Source organism: Pseudomonas sp. TE36184 (assembly GCF_054060055.1).
Genome location: NZ_JBSSCU010000001.1, coordinates 4,597,477 through 4,613,756 on the forward strand (window position 1 = coordinate 4,597,477; position 16,280 = coordinate 4,613,756).

The following is a 16,280-nucleotide window of genomic DNA, read 5'->3' on the forward strand; positions in this document are numbered from 1 at the left end:
GCTTTAAATAACTTCCTTCTTTATTTTTATATCTATGGCATTGCCCTTGGAAGCTCGCTGGACAAAAAAGGGCGGATTGCCTGTAAAGATCTAATTGAAGGAAAAGCTGGTTGGAAATTGACCTAGAGGCTTGCTTTCTCTAGAATCGCCGGTCTCTTAAAACGGGGGCCATTCCGGCCCGTTGTGGACGAACCAGGTAACAACGCCATGAAACGTACTTTCCAACCAAGCACCATCAAACGCGCCCGTACCCACGGCTTCCGTGCTCGCATGGCTACCAAGAACGGCCGTGCTGTCCTGTCGCGTCGCCGCGCCAAAGGTCGTGCGCGTCTGGCAGTTTGATAATCCGGTACTGGTGGTGAGTCAGGACTTCAGTCGGGAAAAGCGTCTGCTTACCCCCCGGCACTTCAAGGCAGTCTTTGACTCCCCCACCGGCAAGGTTCCGGGGAAAAATCTCCTGCTCCTTGCGCGTAACAACGATCTGGATCACCCCCGTCTCGGGTTGGTGATCGGCAAGAAGAGCGTAAAGCTCTCCGTTGAGCGCAATCGCCTCAAGCGTCTGATGCGCGAATCGTTTCGCCTCCACCAGGACACTCTGGTTGGTTGGGATATTGTTATCGTCGCGCGCAAAGGCTTGGGGGACGTAGAAAACCCCGAATTGATTCAGCATTTCGGCAAGCTCTGGAAACGTCTGGCGCGTACCAACAAACCAGCACCAGCAGTCAGCACCGAAACTGTAGGGGTAGACAGCCTTGATGCGTAAACTGGCACTCGTTCCGATCCAGTTTTACCGCTATGCCATTAGTCCTCTGATGGCCAACCACTGTCGTTTCTACCCCAGTTGTTCCTGCTACGCGTTAGAGGCCATAGAAAATCATGGTCTTCTGCGCGGTGGCTGGCTGACCTTTCGTCGTTTAGGTCGCTGTCATCCGTGGAATCCCGGTGGTTATGACCCGGTTCCACCTATCCCTACCTCCCGTTCTTCTTCGATGGCCGAGTAATCATGGATATTAAACGCACGATCCTGATCGTCGCCCTGGCAATCGTGTCCTACGTCATGGTTCTTAAGTGGAACCAGGACTACGGCCAAGCTGCCCTGCCGACTCAGAATGTTGCTGCCAATCAGGCTGCGCCGGCTATTCCGGACACCCCGCTGGGTAACAATGCGTCCGCGAGTGCCGATGTTCCCAGCGCGAATGGCGAGACAAGCGCCCCTGTAGAAACGCCAGTTGTCACCAATAAAGACCTCATCCATGTGAAAACGGATGTGCTCGACCTGGCTATCGATCCACAAGGTGGTGATATCGCGCAGCTGAAACTGCCGCTGTATCCACGTCGCCAAGACCATCCGGATGTTCCGTTCCAGCTGTTCGATAACGGCGGCGAACGCGTTTATCTGGCACAAAGCGGCCTGACCGGCACCAACGGTCCGGATGCGCGTGCTACCGGTCGTCCGGTTTATTCGACCGAACAGAAGACTTATCAACTGGCTGACGGCCAGAACCAGTTGAACGTCGACCTGAAATTCAGCCTCGACGGCGTCAATTACATCAAACGCTTCAGCTTCACCCGCGGTTTGTACGACTTGAAGGTCACTTACCTGATCGACAACGAAAGCGACAAAGCGTGGAGCGGCAACCTGTTTGCCCAGCTCAAGCGTGATGGCAGCGCCGATCCTTCTTCCAGCACCGCCACCGGCACCGCGACTTACCTGGGCGCCGCCCTGTGGACAAGTAACGAGCCGTACAAAAAAGTGTCGATGAAAGATATCGACAAGGGCGCGCTGAAAGAAACCGTGCAGGGTGGTTGGGTTGCCTGGTTGCAACACTACTTCGTGACCGCGTGGATCCCGAACAAGGGTGAAGCCAACCTGGTGCAAACCCGCAAGGACAGCCAGGGCAACTACATCATCGGCTTTACTGGCCCGACGTTGACCGTTGCTCCAGGCGCCAAGGCTGAAACCACCGCGACCCTGTACGCCGGCCCGAAAAGCCAGGCAGTGCTCAAAGAGTTATCCCCAGGTCTGGAACTGACTGTGGATTACGGCATCCTGTGGTTCATTGCCCAGCCGATCTTCTGGCTGCTGCAACATATCCACAGCATCGTCGGCAACTGGGGCTTCTCGATCATCTTCCTGACGATGCTGATCAAGGGGATCTTCTTCCCACTGTCGGCCGCCAGCTACAAGTCGATGGCGCGCATGCGTGCCGTGGCCCCGAAACTGGCCGCGCTGAAAGAACAACATGGCGACGACCGGCAGAAAATGTCGCAGGCCATGATGGAGCTGTACAAGAAAGAGAAGATCAACCCGCTGGGTGGATGCTTGCCGATTCTGGTGCAGATGCCGGTATTCCTGTCGCTGTACTGGGTACTCCTGGAAAGCGTGGAAATGCGCCAGGCACCGTTCATGCTGTGGATAACTGACCTGTCGATCAAAGACCCGTTCTTTATCCTGCCGATCATCATGGGCGCGACCATGTTCATCCAGCAGCGCCTGAACCCGACTCCGCCGGATCCGATGCAGGCCAAGGTAATGAAAATGATGCCAATCATCTTCACCTTCTTCTTCCTGTGGTTCCCGGCTGGTCTGGTGCTGTACTGGGTGGTCAACAACGTGTTGTCGATCTCTCAACAGTGGTACATCACACGTAAGATCGAAGCGGCTACCAAAAAAGCCGCGGCGTAACTTACTCTGTGGATAACCACTCAAGACGCCCCCTAGTGGGGCGTTTTGCTTTCCGTCACTTTTGTTCTGGAACCTGCTGATGAGCGCTCCTCGTGAAACCATCGCTGCTGTCGCTACCGCCCAAGGTCGCGGCGGTGTCGGTATCGTTCGAATTTCCGGGCCGCTCGCCGGCATGGCTGCCAAGGCCATCAGCGGTCGTGAGTTGAAACCGCGCTACGCCCATTACGGCGCGTTTCTGGATGCGGATAACCAGGTGCTGGACGAAGGCCTGGCCCTCTATTTCCCGGGGCCGAATTCCTTTACCGGTGAAGACGTCCTTGAATTGCAGGGTCACGGCGGCCCCGTCGTGCTGGATATGCTGCTGCAGCGCTGCCTGCAACTGGGCTGTCGCCTGGCCCGGCCGGGAGAATTCAGCGAGCGTGCATTCCTCAACGACAAACTCGACCTGGCCCAGGCCGAAGCCATTGCCGATTTGATCGAGGCCAGTTCTGCACAGGCGGCGCGCAACGCCTTGCGCTCACTGCAGGGCGCGTTTTCCCAGCGCGTGCATAACTTGACCGAGCAACTGATCAGCCTGCGCATCTATGTGGAGGCGGCAATTGATTTTCCGGAAGAAGAAATCGACTTCCTCGCCGATGGCCATGTGTTGGCGATGCTGGATAAAGTCCGCGACGAGTTATCCACAGTACTGCGCGAAGCCGGGCAGGGCGCGTTGTTGCGCGACGGCATGACCGTGGTGATTGCCGGGCGCCCCAATGCGGGCAAATCCAGCCTGCTCAATGCCCTGGCCGGCCGTGAAGCGGCGATCGTCACCGAGATTGCCGGCACCACCCGGGATATCCTGCGCGAACATATCCACATCGACGGCATGCCGCTGCACGTCGTCGATACGGCCGGGCTGCGTGACACCGACGACCAGGTGGAAAAGATCGGCGTGGAACGCGCCCTCAAGGCCATCGGCGAAGCCGACCGCGTGCTGCTGGTGGTAGACGCCACTGCGCCGGAGGCGGTGGACCCTTTCGCCCTGTGGCCGGAATTCCTCGAGCAACGGCCCGACCCGGCCAAAGTCACCTTGATCCGCAACAAGGCCGACCTGACCGGCGAAGCCATTGCCATGGAAACCAGCGAGGATGGCCACGTCACGATCAGCCTGAGTGCCAAGTCGGCCGGGGATGGCCTGGAGTTGCTGCGCGAACACCTCAAAGCCTGCATGGGCTATGAGCAGACGTCGGAAAGCAGCTTCAGCGCCCGTCGCAGGCACCTGGAGGCGCTGCGCCATGCCAGCGCGGCCCTGGAGCATGGTCGGGCGCAGCTGACCTTGGCTGGCGCCGGTGAGCTGCTGGCTGAGGATTTACGCCAGGCGCAGCAGCTATTGGGCGAGATCACCGGGGCATTCAGCTCGGATGACCTGCTGGGGCGGATCTTTTCCAGCTTCTGTATCGGTAAATAGACCTTCGTTGTCCACAGACAGGCCATTCGTGCCTGTCTGTTTCTCTTGTTTCAGCCGATTTCCTCTCTTTCTGCACTCCTGAGCCAGCCATTGGTGGCCTCGCCGTGGGCGCGATTTGCGTTGGCGCAGCAATTTCTGTGGATTAAGCCCTGTGAATAACCGCGCCTGTGCCCGGTTGATAACAGGGCTTGAAACCTGAGCGAAAACCCCTCTGTGGATAACCGCCTGTTTAATCCACAGGTTTAAAGCACTTATCCACGCCGCTCATGGACACATGACCACAGACTTTTGAATCTCTGTACATTACGTAAATAAAGGGCTGTAGCAATCTATCCACAGAAAGTAGGCTCAGTATAAATAAACATAAAAACAAAGATTTAATATCTTTCTCTCTTTTAATTTCTATTGTCTGTGATTCATCCACAGCTGGTTAAATTTTGTGCAAAGGGTTCTTTAGGAAGGGCTAAGTCCCTATACTGGCCGCCAAAGCTCTAAAACCAGCTCAATCAATCAATTCCTAATTACCTACATAAGCAGGCACGAGGTGCGTGGTGGATTTCCCTTCCCGTTTTGAAGTGATCGTCATCGGCGGCGGTCATGCCGGTACCGAGGCAGCACTGGCCTCAGCACGCATGGGTGCAAAAACCCTGTTGCTGACGCACAACGTGGAAACCCTTGGTGCCATGAGTTGCAACCCTGCCATTGGCGGCATCGGCAAAAGCCATCTGGTCAAGGAAATCGACGCCCTTGGCGGCGCGATGGCCATGGCCACCGACAAAGGGGGTATTCAATTTCGTGTGCTGAACAGCCGCAAAGGCCCAGCCGTGCGTGCGACCCGGGCACAAGCCGACCGCATCCTGTACAAGGCGGCGGTACGCGAAACCCTGGAAAACCAGGCGAACCTGTGGATATTTCAACAGGCAGCCGATGACCTGATCGTCGAACAAGACCAGGTCCGCGGTGTTGTTACCCAGATGGGCCTGCGTTTCTTCGCTGAATCCGTGGTGTTGACCACCGGCACGTTCCTCGGTGGACTTATCCACATCGGCATGCAGAACTATTCCGGTGGCCGCGCCGGCGATCCGCCGTCGATTGCCCTGGCACAACGCCTGCGCGAACTGCCGCTGCGGGTCGGTCGCCTGAAAACCGGGACGCCGCCGCGGATCGATGGGCGTTCGGTGGATTTCTCGGTGATGACCGAGCAGGCCGGTGATACGCCGATTCCGGTGATGTCGTTCATGGGTTCGAAAGAGCAGCACCCGAAACAGGTGAGCTGCTGGATTACCCACACCAATGCGCGTACCCACGAAATCATTGCCGCGAACCTCGACCGTTCGCCGATGTATTCCGGGGTGATCGAAGGCATCGGCCCGCGTTACTGCCCGTCGATCGAAGACAAGATCCACCGCTTTGCCGACAAGGAAAGCCACCAGGTCTTCATCGAGCCCGAAGGCTTGACCACTCACGAGCTGTACCCGAACGGGATTTCCACTTCCCTGCCGTTCGACGTGCAAATCCAGATCGTGCAATCGATTCGCGGCATGGAAAACGCGCACATCGTGCGTCCCGGCTACGCCATCGAGTACGACTACTTCGACCCGCGTGACCTGAAATACAGCCTGGAAACCAAAGTGATCGGCGGTCTGTTCTTCGCCGGGCAAATCAATGGCACCACCGGTTACGAAGAAGCCGGCGCCCAAGGTTTGCTGGCCGGGGCCAACGCCGCGTTGCGCGCGCAGGGCAAAGACAGCTGGTGCCCGCGTCGCGATGAAGCGTATATCGGCGTGTTGGTCGACGACCTGATCACCCTGGGTACCCAGGAACCGTACCGGATGTTCACTTCGCGGGCGGAATACCGTCTGATCCTGCGCGAAGACAACGCCGACCTGCGCCTGACCGAAAAAGGCCGCGAGTTGGGTCTGGTGGATGACACGCGTTGGGCGGCTTTCTGCAAGAAACGCGAAAGTATCGACCTGGAAGAGCAGCGCCTGAAAAGCACCTGGGTTCGCCCGGGTACCGAGCAGGGCGACGCGATCGCCGAAAAATTCGGCACGCCGCTGACCCACGAGTACAACCTGCTGAACCTGCTGTCCCGTCCGGAAATCGACTACGCTGGTCTGATTGAAGTGACCGGCGGCGGCGCAGACGATCCGCAGGTCGCCGAACAGGTCGAGATCAAAACCAAGTACGCCGGTTATATCGATCGCCAGCAGGACGAGATCGCTCGCCTGCGCGCCAGTGAAGACACCAAGCTGCCTGTGGATATCGATTACACCGGGATTTCCGGGCTGTCGAAAGAAATCCAAAGCAAGCTGGGGATAACTCGCCCGGAAACCCTGGGCCAGGCTTCACGGATCCCCGGTGTCACCCCGGCAGCCATTTCGCTGTTGATGATTCATTTGAAAAAACGCGGCGCGGGCCGTCAGTTGGAGCAAAGCGCTTGAGTTCGTTGGTCACCTCGCAACACGCCGAAGAGTTATCCACAGGAGCACGCCAGTTGGGTGTCGACCTGAGCCCCGCCCAGCACGAGTTGCTGCTCGGCTACCTGGCCCTGTTGATCAAATGGAACAAGGCTTACAACCTGACGGCGGTGCGCGACCCCGACGAAATGGTCTCGCGCCACTTGCTCGACAGCCTGAGCGTGATGCCGTTCATCGAAAACGGCCGCTGGCTCGACGTCGGCAGCGGCGGCGGGATGCCTGGCATTCCGCTCGCTATCCTGTTTCCCGAGTCGCAAGTGACCTGCCTGGACAGTAACGGCAAGAAGACCCGCTTCCTGACCCAGGTCAAACTCGAACTGAAGCTGGACAACCTGCAAGTTATCCACAGTCGCGTCGAAGCCTTCACGCCGCCGCAGCCTTTCAACGGAATTGTTTCCCGGGCTTTCAGCAGCATGGAGAATTTCAGCAACTGGACCCGCCACTTAGGCGACCGCGACACACGTTGGCTGGCAATGAAGGGCGTTCATCCAAGCGACGAGCTGTTAGCATTGCCGGCAGACTTCCACCTCGATAGCGAACACGCCTTGGCCGTACCCGGTTGCCAAGGCCAACGCCATCTGCTGATACTGCGCCGCACGGCATGATTGGGAACACAAGCAAGAATGGCTAAGGTATTCGCGATAGCGAACCAGAAAGGTGGCGTGGGTAAAACCACCACCTGCATCAACCTCGCAGCATCCCTGGTCGCGACCAAGCGCCGGGTGCTGTTGATCGATCTCGATCCACAGGGCAACGCCACCATGGGTAGCGGTGTGGATAAACACGGCCTGGAAAACTCGGTCTACGACTTGCTGATCGGCGAGTGCGACCTTGCCCAGGCCATGCACTATTCTGAACACGGCGGTTATCAACTGCTGCCGGCCAACCGCGACCTGACGGCGGCGGAAGTGGTGCTGCTGGAAATGCAGATGAAAGAAAGCCGTCTGCGCAGCGCCTTGGCGCCGATCCGCGAGAATTACGATTACATCTTGATCGACTGCCCGCCGTCGCTGTCGATGCTGACGCTCAATGCGCTGGTGGCCGCCGATGGCGTGATTATCCCCATGCAGTGCGAGTACTACGCACTGGAAGGCTTGAGCGACCTTGTGGATAACATCAAGCGCATCGCCGAACTGCTCAACCCGAACCTGCAGATCGAAGGCCTGCTGCGGACCATGTTCGATCCGCGCCTGAGCCTGATGAACGATGTGTCGGCGCAGCTCAAGGAACACTTCGGCGATCAGCTGTACGACACCGTGATCCCACGCAACATCCGCCTGGCCGAAGCGCCAAGCTATGGCATGCCCGCGCTGGCGTATGACAAGTCCTCGCGTGGCGCCATTGCCTACCTGGCATTGGCCGGCGAGATGGTTCGTCGTCAACGCCGCAACTCCCGTACCGCTGCAGCCCAGCCAACTTAAGGAAACCCCATGGCCGTCAAGAAACGAGGTCTCGGACGTGGACTGGATGCACTGCTGAGTGGTCCGACTGTCACGACCCTTGAAGAACAAGCGGTACAGGCCGACGAGCGCGAGCTGCAGCACCTGCCGCTGGACCTGATCCAGCGCGGCAAATACCAGCCGCGCCGGGACATGGACCCGCAGGCGCTGGAAGAACTGGCCAACTCGATCAAGGCCCAGGGCGTGATGCAGCCGATCGTGGTCCGCCCGATTGGCGCCGGCCGCTTTGAAATCATCGCCGGCGAACGCCGCTGGCGCGCGAGCCAACAGGCCGGCAAGGAAACCATCCCGGCGATGGTGCGCGATGTGCCGGATGAAACCGCCATCGCCATGGCGTTGATCGAGAACATCCAGCGCGAAGACCTCAATCCGATCGAAGAAGCGATCGCTTTGCAGCGTTTGCAGCAGGAATTCCAGCTGACCCAGCAACAAGTGGCCGATGCCGTGGGTAAATCCCGCGTGACCGTGTCCAACCTGCTGCGCCTGATCGCACTGCCGGAAGTCATCAAGACGATGCTTTCCCATGGCGACCTCGAAATGGGGCATGCGCGTGCTTTGCTCGGTTTACCGGAAAATCAACAGGTTGAAGGGGCGCGACACGTTGTCGCACGAGGCCTAACCGTTCGTCAGACCGAGGCCCTGGTTCGACAGTGGCTCAGTGGTAAACCTGCACCGGTCGAAGCGGTCAAAACTGATCCGGATATCGCGCGTCTCGAACAGCGCCTGGCCGAGCGCCTGGGCTCTGCGGTGCAAATTCGGCATGGCAAGAAGGGTAAAGGCCAACTGGTCATCGGCTATAACTCGCTAGATGAGCTTCAGGGTGTTCTTGCCCACATCCGCTGAAACAATTGCTTATGTAGCGTGTGATCGGAAATCACTACCTGACAGTTGAATAGGGGCAGAACCGCCCCTATACTCTGCGCGCATTTTGTCGGCACAAATTATGCCAAGTTATTGATTTCCGGCAGCCGACCATTGAGGAGCAAGAGTGGTGGAAACCCGCACGCCAAACACGTCGTCGTTCCATCGCTTGGCCGTTTTCCCGGTTCTATTGGCGCAATTTGTCATTTTGCTGATCGCCGCACTGGCGCTTTGGTATTGGCATGGAGTCGTAGCGGGATACTCGGGACTCTGCGGAGGCCTGATAGCCTTGCTGCCCAATATGTATTTTGCTCACAGGGCCTTTCGGTTTTCCGGCGCCCGAGCAGCCCAGGCCATCGTCCGGTCTTTTTATGCCGGCGAGGCGGGGAAATTGATTTTGACGGCAGTGCTGTTTGCACTGACCTTTGCAGGTGTGAAGCCATTGGCGCCGCTGGCTGTATTCAGCGTCTTCGTGTTGACCCAACTGGTCAGCTGGTTCGCTCCCCTGCTAATGAAAACAAGACTTTCGAAACCTTAGGGCGTTTGAGGCAACCATGGCAGAAACAACCGCTTCGGGCTATATCCAGCACCACTTGCAGAACCTGACCTTCGGTCAGCTTCCCAACGGCGGCTGGGGCTTCGCCCACACCGCAGCAGAAGCCAAAGAAATGGGCTTCTGGGCTTTCCACCTGGATACTCTGGGCTGGTCGGTCGCATTGGGTCTGATTTTCGTCCTGATTTTCCGCATGGCGGCAAAGAAGGCGACTTCCGGTCAACCGGGTGCCCTGCAGAACTTCGTTGAAGTATTGGTCGAATTCGTCGATGGCAGCGTGAAAGACAGCTTCCATGGCCGTAGCCCGGTGATTGCACCGCTGGCACTGACCATCTTCGTCTGGGTGTTCCTGATGAACGCCGTCGACCTGATTCCGGTCGACTGGATTCCTCAGTTGGCCATCCTGATCACTGGCGATCACCACATTCCATTCCGTGCGGTGTCCACCACTGACCCTAACGCCACCCTGGGCATGGCCCTGTCGGTGTTCGCGTTGATCATTTTCTACAGCATCAAGGTCAAGGGCATCGGCGGCTTCATCGGCGAACTGACCCTGCACCCGTTCGGCAGCAAGAACATCTTCGTTCAAGCCCTGCTGATCCCGGTGAACTTCCTGCTGGAATTCGTGACTCTGGTCGCCAAGCCGATCTCCCTGGCCTTGCGACTGTTCGGCAACATGTATGCCGGCGAGCTGGTGTTCATTCTGATCGCTGTGATGTTCGGCAGCGGTCTGCTCTGGCTTAGCGGCCTGGGCGTTGTTCTGCAGTGGGCGTGGGCTGTGTTCCACATCCTGATCATCACCCTGCAGGCGTTTATCTTCATGATGCTGACCATCGTCTACCTGTCGATGGCGCACGAAGAGAACCATTAAGGCCAGTCTCGACTAGTCTGATGTCCTTCCCGGTAAAACGGGAAGGTGGCCTGAAAGGGCTATGAAACGATTTGTTTTACCGCTTTAAAATCTAAAAAACCTAAACCATACGACGTAAAAGTCGGGAGGAAAGATGGAAACTGTAGTTGGTCTAACCGCTATCGCTGTTGCACTGTTGATCGGCCTGGGCGCCCTGGGTACTGCCATTGGTTTCGGCCTGCTTGGCGGCAAATTCCTGGAAGGCGCAGCGCGTCAGCCAGAAATGGTTCCAATGCTGCAAGTTAAAATGTTCATCGTCGCCGGCCTGCTCGACGCCGTGACCATGATCGGCGTTGGTATCGCTCTGTTCTTCACCTTCGCGAACCCCTTCGTTGGTCAACTCGCTGGCTAATCACTCGAATTTTCGAGTTGATTGGGGTGATGGACAACGAATGAGCGAGGTGTTGGCGTGAACATTAATGCAACCCTGATTGGCCAATCCGTTGCGTTCTTCATTTTTGTAGTGTTTTGCATGAAGTTCGTGTGGCCTCCGGTCATCGCGGCTTTGCACGAACGTCAGAAGAAGATCGCGGATGGTTTGGACGCTGCCAGCCGTGCAGCTCGCGACCTGGAGTTGGCCCAAGAGAAAGTGGGTCATCAACTGCGCGATGCTAAAGCACAGGCAGCTGAAATCATTGAGCAAGCCAAGAAGCGCGGCAACCAGATCGTCGAAGAGGCTGTTGAAAAAGCCCGCGTCGAAGCTGATCGTGTGAAGGCTTCGGCTCATGCCGAGATCGAACAGGAACTGAACGGCGTCAAAGACGCGCTGCGTGCCCAACTGGGTGCTCTGGCGGTCGGCGGTGCCGAGAAGATCCTCGGTGCCACAATCGATCAAAACGCGCACGCGGAGCTGGTTAATAAACTGGCTGCTGAAATTTAAGCGAGGGCGATCATGGCAGAACTGACCACGTTGGCCCGACCTTACGCTAAGGCAGCCTTCGAGCACGCCCAGGCCCACCAGCAGCTGGCCTCTTGGTCAGCCATGCTCGGCCTGGCTGCAGCAGTGTCGCAAGACGACACCATGCAGCGCGTGCTCAAGGCCCCGCGCCTGACGAGCGCAGACAAGGCCGCCACGTTTATTGACGTGTGCGGCGACAAGTTCGATGTGAAAGTGCAGAACTTCATTCACGTCGTTGCCGAAAACGACCGTCTCCCGCTTCTGCCGGAGATTGCCGCTCTGTTCGACCTGTTCAAGGCCGAGCAAGAGAAGTCGGTAGACGTTGAAGTGACCAGTGCTTTTGCATTGAACCAAGAACAGCAAGACAAACTCGCCAAGGTTCTCAGTGCACGACTCGACCGGGAAGTGCGCCTGCAAGTTGCGGAAGACAAATCCCTCATTGGGGGCATTGTCATTCGCGCCGGCGACCTGGTTATCGATGGCTCGGTTCGCGGCAAACTCGCGAGCCTTGCCGAAGCATTGAAATCTTGAGTTTGAAGGGGCAGCAGAGCAATGCAGCAACTCAATCCTTCCGAAATAAGTGAAATTATCAAGGGCCGCATCGACAAGCTCGATGTGACCTCCCAAGCCCGTAACGAAGGCACTGTCGTCAGCGTATCTGACGGCATCGTGCGGATTCACGGTCTGGCCGACGTCATGTACGGCGAGATGATCGAGTTTCCGGGCGGCGTCTACGGTATGGCCCTCAACCTGGAGCAAGACTCCGTAGGTGCCGTTGTATTGGGCGCGTACACCAGTCTGGCTGAAGGCATGAGCGCCAAGTGCACCGGCCGCATCCTGGAGGTTCCGGTTGGTAAGGAACTGCTGGGTCGCGTAGTCGACGCACTGGGTAACCCAGTTGACGGCAAAGGTCCGCTGAACAACACCGAGACCGATGCGGTCGAGAAAGTTGCTCCAGGCGTGATCTGGCGTAAGTCGGTAGACCAGCCTGTACAGACTGGCTACAAGGCTGTCGATGCCATGATCCCAGTCGGCCGTGGCCAGCGTGAGCTGATCATCGGTGACCGTCAGATCGGTAAAACCGCTCTGGCGATCGACGCGATCATCAACCAGAAGAACAGCGGCATTTTCTGCGTCTACGTAGCCATCGGTCAGAAACAATCGACCATCGCCAACGTGGTTCGCAAGCTGGAAGAAAACGGCGCCCTGGCCAACACGATCATCGTGGCTGCCAGTGCTTCGGAATCTCCTGCGCTGCAATTCCTGGCACCGTACTCCGGTTGCACCATGGGTGAATTCTTCCGTGACCGCGGTGAAGACGCGCTGATCGTTTATGACGATCTGTCCAAGCAAGCAGTGGCTTACCGCCAGATTTCCCTGCTGCTGCGCCGTCCACCAGGCCGTGAAGCCTACCCAGGCGACGTGTTCTATCTCCACTCCCGTCTGCTGGAGCGCGCATCCCGCGTTTCGGAAGAATACGTAGAGAAGTTCACCAACGGCGCAGTGACCGGCAAAACCGGTTCCCTGACCGCACTGCCGATCATCGAAACCCAGGCTGGCGACGTTTCCGCGTTCGTTCCGACCAACGTGATTTCCATCACCGACGGTCAGATCTTCCTGGAATCGGCCATGTTCAACTCGGGCATCCGCCCTGCAGTGAACGCCGGTGTTTCGGTATCCCGTGTGGGTGGTGCCGCTCAGACCAAGATCATCAAGAAGCTCTCCGGTGGTATCCGTACCGCTCTGGCTCAGTACCGTGAACTGGCGGCATTCGCCCAGTTCGCTTCTGACCTGGACGAAGCGACCCGTAAGCAACTTGAGCATGGTCAGCGCGTTACCGAGCTGATGAAGCAGAAGCAATACGCCCCGATGTCGATCGCTGACATGGCGTTGTCGCTGTATGCCGCTGAGCGTGGGTTCCTGACCGACGTTGAAATCGCCAAGGTCGGCAGCTTTGAACAAGCGCTGATTGCTTACTTCAACCGCGATCACGCCGAATTGATGGCGAAGATCAACGTGAAGGGTGACTTCAATGACGATATCGACGCTGGCATGAAAGCCGGTATCGAGAAGTTCAAGGCCACCCAAACCTGGTAAGCCGCAGCGGGAGCCGCAAGGCTCCCGCTTGCTAACCTGATAGGTGTTACATGGCAGGCGCAAAAGAGATTCGCAGTAAGATTGCGAGCATCAAAAGCACGCAAAAAATTACCAGCGCCATGGAAAAAGTGGCGGTCAGCAAAATGCGCAAGGCACAAATGCGTATGTCGGCTAGCCGTCCTTATGCGGAGCGTATCCGCCAGGTAATTGGGCATTTGGCCAACGCCAACCCGGAATACCGCCACCCGTTCATGATCGACCGCGAAGTTAAGCGTGTGGGTTATGTGGTAGTGAGCAGTGACCGTGGTTTGTGCGGTGGTTTGAATACCAACCTGTTCAAGGCCCTGGTCAAGGACATGGCGGTAAACCGCGAAAACGGCGTCGAGATCGATCTGTGTGTAGTTGGTAGCAAGGGTGCGGCCTTTTTCCGCAACTTCGGCGGTAACGTCGTTGCAGCTATCAGCCACCTGGGTGAAGAGCCGTCGATCAATGATTTGATCGGCAGTGTGAAGGTGATGCTGGATGCGTACCTGGAAGGCCGGATTGACCGCCTGTCCGTGGTATCCAACAAGTTCATCAACACCATGACCCAGCAGCCTACCGTGGAGCAATTGATTCCACTGGTGGCGACTCCGGATCAGGAACTCAAGCACCACTGGGACTACCTCTACGAACCAGACGCCAAAGAGCTGCTTGACGGCTTGATGGTGCGCTACGTGGAGTCGCAGGTGTACCAGGCGGTGGTCGAGAACAACGCAGCTGAACAAGCGGCGCGGATGATCGCGATGAAAAACGCTACCGATAACGCCGGTGATCTGATCAGCGATTTGCAGCTGATCTACAACAAGGCGCGTCAGGCTGCGATCACCCAAGAGATCTCGGAAATCGTCGGCGGCGCTGCCGCGGTTTAACGGTTCAAATATTCAGAGGATCCAGCTATGAGTAGCGGACGTATCGTTCAAATCATCGGCGCCGTTATCGACGTGGAATTTCCACGCGACAGCGTACCGAGCATCTACAACGCTTTGAAAGTACAAAGCGATGCAGGCACCACTCTGGAAGTTCAGCAGCAGCTGGGCGACGGCGTGGTTCGTACCATTGCAATGGGTTCCACCGAGGGCTTGAAGCGCGGTCTGGGTGTTCTGGACACTGGCGCTGCCATCTCCGTACCGGTCGGTAAAGCGACCCTGGGCCGGATCATGGACGTTCTGGGTAACCCGATTGACGAAGCTGGCCCGATCGACACCGAAGAGCGCTGGGGCATTCACCGTCCAGCACCTTCGTTCGCGGAACAAGCTGGCGGCAACGACCTGCTGGAAACCGGCATCAAGGTTATCGACCTGGTTTGCCCGTTCGCCAAGGGCGGTAAAGTCGGTCTGTTCGGTGGTGCCGGTGTAGGCAAGACCGTAAACATGATGGAACTGATCCGTAACATCGCCATCGAGCACAGCGGTTATTCCGTGTTCGCCGGTGTGGGTGAGCGTACTCGTGAGGGTAACGACTTCTACCACGAGATGAAGGACTCCAACGTTCTGGACAAAGTGGCACTGGTTTACGGTCAGATGAACGAGCCGCCGGGAAACCGTCTGCGCGTAGCACTGACCGGCCTGACCATGGCCGAGAAGTTCCGTGACGAAGGTAACGACGTTCTGCTGTTCGTCGACAACATCTATCGTTACACCCTGGCCGGTACTGAAGTATCCGCACTGCTGGGCCGTATGCCTTCGGCAGTAGGTTACCAGCCGACCCTGGCTGAAGAGATGGGCGTTCTGCAAGAACGTATCACTTCGACCAAGGAAGGTTCGATCACTTCGATCCAAGCGGTATACGTACCTGCGGATGACTTGACCGACCCGTCGCCAGCGACCACCTTCGCCCACTTGGACGCCACCGTCGTTCTGTCCCGTGACATCGCTTCCCTGGGTATCTACCCAGCGGTCGATCCACTCGACTCGACTTCGCGCCAGCTGGACCCGAACGTGATCGGCCAGGAGCACTACGACACCGCTCGCGGCGTTCAGTACGTGCTGCAGCGTTACAAAGAACTGAAGGACATCATTGCGATCCTGGGTATGGACGAGCTGTCGGAAACCGACAAGCAGTTGGTATCCCGCGCTCGTAAGATCCAGCGTTTCTTGTCGCAGCCGTTCTTCGTGGCTGAAGTCTTCACCGGTGCCTCGGGTAAATACGTTTCCCTGAAAGACACCATTGCTGGCTTCAAAGGCATCCTCAACGGTGACTACGACCACCTGCCAGAACAAGCGTTCTACATGGTCGGCGGCATCGAAGAAGCGATCGAGAAAGCCAAGAAACTGTAATCCCGGCGCCCGGCAACGGGCGCTCATCAGGTTGAGGCAATCAGATGGCTATGACAGTCCATTGCGATATCGTCAGCGCGGAAGGGCAAATCTTCTCCGGTCTGGTAGAAATGGTGATTGCACACGGCGAACTCGGTGACCTGGGTATTGCCATGGGCCACGCGCCATTGATCACCGGTTTGAAGCCAGGTCCGATCACTCTGACCAAGCAAGGCGGGGAACGGGAGGTGTTTTACATCTCCGGTGGTTTCCTCGAGGTTCAGCCGAACATGGTCACGGTACTTGCCGACACCGTGCAACGTGCTGCTGACCTGGATGAAGCCTCCGCTCAGGCTGCCGTCAAGGCTGCTGAGAAGGCCCTGAACGAAAGAGGCGCAGATTTCGACTACGGTTCTGCTGCCGCTCGTCTGGCCGAGGCCGCAGCTCAGCTGCGTACCGTCCAGCAGATCCGCAAGAAGTTTGGCGGCTAAGCCGTTACGCCTCATGCGTGATTGATTAAAAAGGGTAGCCTCGGCTACCCTTTTTCTTTTTTTGCAAAACACTTCTCTGGTCTGAAGCCGGACCGCC

18 protein-coding genes are annotated in these 16,280 nt (G+C 57.4%); all 18 read left to right on the forward strand.

The window, feature by feature from the left end; translation table 11 throughout:
• Window positions 1–207: 207 nt before the first annotated feature.
• The 18 genes from rpmH to ACVWZP_RS20735 all read left to right on the forward strand — a co-directional run bounded on the left by rpmH (window position 208) and on the right by ACVWZP_RS20735 (window position 16,183).
• On the forward strand, window positions 208–342 hold the full coding sequence (rpmH, locus tag ACVWZP_RS20650) for a 50S ribosomal protein L34 (RefSeq protein WP_003213577.1): 135 nt from the start codon (window positions 208–210) through the stop codon (window positions 340–342).
• 16 nt (window positions 343–358) lie between these two features.
• A complete protein-coding gene (gene rnpA / locus ACVWZP_RS20655; protein WP_010565857.1) occupies window positions 359–763 on the forward strand; it encodes a ribonuclease P protein component in 405 nt (134 codons plus the stop codon).
• Window positions 756–1,001 (forward strand): membrane protein insertion efficiency factor YidD, encoded by a 246-nt coding sequence (gene yidD / locus ACVWZP_RS20660; RefSeq protein ID WP_003213574.1) that lies wholly within the window; start codon window positions 756–758, stop codon window positions 999–1,001. The genes rnpA and yidD overlap by 8 nt, the downstream gene beginning before the upstream one ends.
• A gap of 2 nt (window positions 1,002–1,003) precedes the next feature.
• Window positions 1,004–2,686: a membrane protein insertase YidC gene (gene yidC / locus ACVWZP_RS20665; protein ID WP_046381578.1), complete on the forward strand. Its 1,683-nt coding sequence runs from the start codon at window positions 1,004–1,006 to the stop codon at window positions 2,684–2,686.
• 79 nt (window positions 2,687–2,765) lie between these two features.
• On the forward strand, window positions 2,766–4,136 hold the full coding sequence (gene mnmE / locus ACVWZP_RS20670; protein ID WP_046381579.1) for a tRNA uridine-5-carboxymethylaminomethyl(34) synthesis GTPase MnmE: 1,371 nt from the start codon (window positions 2,766–2,768) through the stop codon (window positions 4,134–4,136).
• Window positions 4,137–4,687: 551 nt separating this feature from the next.
• Complete coding sequence (gene mnmG, locus ACVWZP_RS20675; protein ID WP_046381580.1) at window positions 4,688–6,580, forward strand: tRNA uridine-5-carboxymethylaminomethyl(34) synthesis enzyme MnmG; 1,893 nt, start codon at window positions 4,688–4,690, stop codon at window positions 6,578–6,580.
• Entirely contained in the window at window positions 6,577–7,221 is a 645-nt protein-coding gene (gene rsmG, locus ACVWZP_RS20680) for a 16S rRNA (guanine(527)-N(7))-methyltransferase RsmG (RefSeq protein ID WP_026140276.1), read from the forward strand. The genes mnmG and rsmG overlap by 4 nt, the downstream gene beginning before the upstream one ends.
• 18 nt (window positions 7,222–7,239) lie before the next feature.
• Complete coding sequence (locus ACVWZP_RS20685) at window positions 7,240–8,037, forward strand: ParA family protein (protein WP_016978715.1); 798 nt, start codon at window positions 7,240–7,242, stop codon at window positions 8,035–8,037.
• Between the two features lie 9 nt (window positions 8,038–8,046).
• The gene (locus tag ACVWZP_RS20690; RefSeq protein ID WP_017848938.1) at window positions 8,047–8,919 is read left to right on the forward strand and encodes a ParB/RepB/Spo0J family partition protein; all 873 of its coding nucleotides are present in this window, start codon (window positions 8,047–8,049) and stop codon (window positions 8,917–8,919) included.
• 148 nt (window positions 8,920–9,067) lie between these two features.
• A complete protein-coding gene (locus ACVWZP_RS20695; RefSeq protein ID WP_026140275.1) occupies window positions 9,068–9,475 on the forward strand; it encodes a F0F1 ATP synthase subunit I in 408 nt (135 codons plus the stop codon).
• Window positions 9,476–9,491: 16 nt separating this feature from the next.
• Window positions 9,492–10,361, forward strand: a complete 870-nt coding sequence (atpB, locus tag ACVWZP_RS20700; protein WP_017848936.1) for a F0F1 ATP synthase subunit A — start codon at window positions 9,492–9,494, stop codon at window positions 10,359–10,361.
• A 133-nt stretch (window positions 10,362–10,494) separates the two neighbouring features.
• Window positions 10,495–10,752, forward strand: a complete 258-nt coding sequence (gene atpE, locus ACVWZP_RS20705) for a F0F1 ATP synthase subunit C (protein ID WP_002555987.1) — start codon at window positions 10,495–10,497, stop codon at window positions 10,750–10,752.
• A 57-nt stretch (window positions 10,753–10,809) separates the two neighbouring features.
• Window positions 10,810–11,280: a F0F1 ATP synthase subunit B gene (locus ACVWZP_RS20710; protein ID WP_015886647.1), complete on the forward strand. Its 471-nt coding sequence runs from the start codon at window positions 10,810–10,812 to the stop codon at window positions 11,278–11,280.
• A gap of 12 nt (window positions 11,281–11,292) precedes the next feature.
• Window positions 11,293–11,829, forward strand: a complete 537-nt coding sequence (locus ACVWZP_RS20715; RefSeq protein WP_017848934.1) for a F0F1 ATP synthase subunit delta — start codon at window positions 11,293–11,295, stop codon at window positions 11,827–11,829.
• Window positions 11,830–11,850: 21 nt separating this feature from the next.
• Entirely contained in the window at window positions 11,851–13,395 is a 1,545-nt protein-coding gene (atpA, locus tag ACVWZP_RS20720; RefSeq protein WP_017848933.1) for a F0F1 ATP synthase subunit alpha, read from the forward strand.
• A gap of 50 nt (window positions 13,396–13,445) precedes the next feature.
• Entirely contained in the window at window positions 13,446–14,306 is an 861-nt protein-coding gene (gene atpG, locus ACVWZP_RS20725) for a F0F1 ATP synthase subunit gamma (RefSeq protein WP_017848932.1), read from the forward strand.
• A 27-nt stretch (window positions 14,307–14,333) separates the two neighbouring features.
• Window positions 14,334–15,713, forward strand: coding sequence for a F0F1 ATP synthase subunit beta (gene atpD / locus ACVWZP_RS20730; RefSeq protein ID WP_010565871.1), 1,380 nt, complete (start codon window positions 14,334–14,336; stop codon window positions 15,711–15,713).
• 44 nt (window positions 15,714–15,757) lie between these two features.
• On the forward strand, window positions 15,758–16,183 hold the full coding sequence (locus tag ACVWZP_RS20735) for a F0F1 ATP synthase subunit epsilon (RefSeq protein WP_046381581.1): 426 nt from the start codon (window positions 15,758–15,760) through the stop codon (window positions 16,181–16,183).
• Window positions 16,184–16,280 lie beyond the last annotated feature (97 nt).

Bases quoted from the DNA above. Each gene is read 5' to 3' on its own strand.
- rpmH (WP_003213577.1), top strand. From the start codon at position 208: ATGAAACGTACTTTCCAACCAAGCACCATCAAACGCGCCCGTACCCAC.
- yidD (WP_003213574.1), top strand. From the start codon at position 756: ATGCGTAAACTGGCACTCGTTCCGATCCAGTTTTACCGCTATGCCATT.
- yidC (WP_046381578.1), top strand. From the start codon at position 1,004: ATGGATATTAAACGCACGATCCTGATCGTCGCCCTGGCAATCGTGTCC.
- mnmE (WP_046381579.1), top strand. From the start codon at position 2,766: ATGAGCGCTCCTCGTGAAACCATCGCTGCTGTCGCTACCGCCCAAGGT.
- ACVWZP_RS20685 (WP_016978715.1), top strand. From the start codon at position 7,240: ATGGCTAAGGTATTCGCGATAGCGAACCAGAAAGGTGGCGTGGGTAAA.
- ACVWZP_RS20690 (WP_017848938.1), top strand. From the start codon at position 8,047: ATGGCCGTCAAGAAACGAGGTCTCGGACGTGGACTGGATGCACTGCTG.
- atpB (WP_017848936.1), top strand. From the start codon at position 9,492: ATGGCAGAAACAACCGCTTCGGGCTATATCCAGCACCACTTGCAGAAC.
- atpE (WP_002555987.1), top strand. From the start codon at position 10,495: ATGGAAACTGTAGTTGGTCTAACCGCTATCGCTGTTGCACTGTTGATC.
- ACVWZP_RS20715 (WP_017848934.1), top strand. From the start codon at position 11,293: ATGGCAGAACTGACCACGTTGGCCCGACCTTACGCTAAGGCAGCCTTC.
- atpA (WP_017848933.1), top strand. From the start codon at position 11,851: ATGCAGCAACTCAATCCTTCCGAAATAAGTGAAATTATCAAGGGCCGC.
- atpG (WP_017848932.1), top strand. From the start codon at position 13,446: ATGGCAGGCGCAAAAGAGATTCGCAGTAAGATTGCGAGCATCAAAAGC.
- atpD (WP_010565871.1), top strand. From the start codon at position 14,334: ATGAGTAGCGGACGTATCGTTCAAATCATCGGCGCCGTTATCGACGTG.
- ACVWZP_RS20735 (WP_046381581.1), top strand. From the start codon at position 15,758: ATGGCTATGACAGTCCATTGCGATATCGTCAGCGCGGAAGGGCAAATC.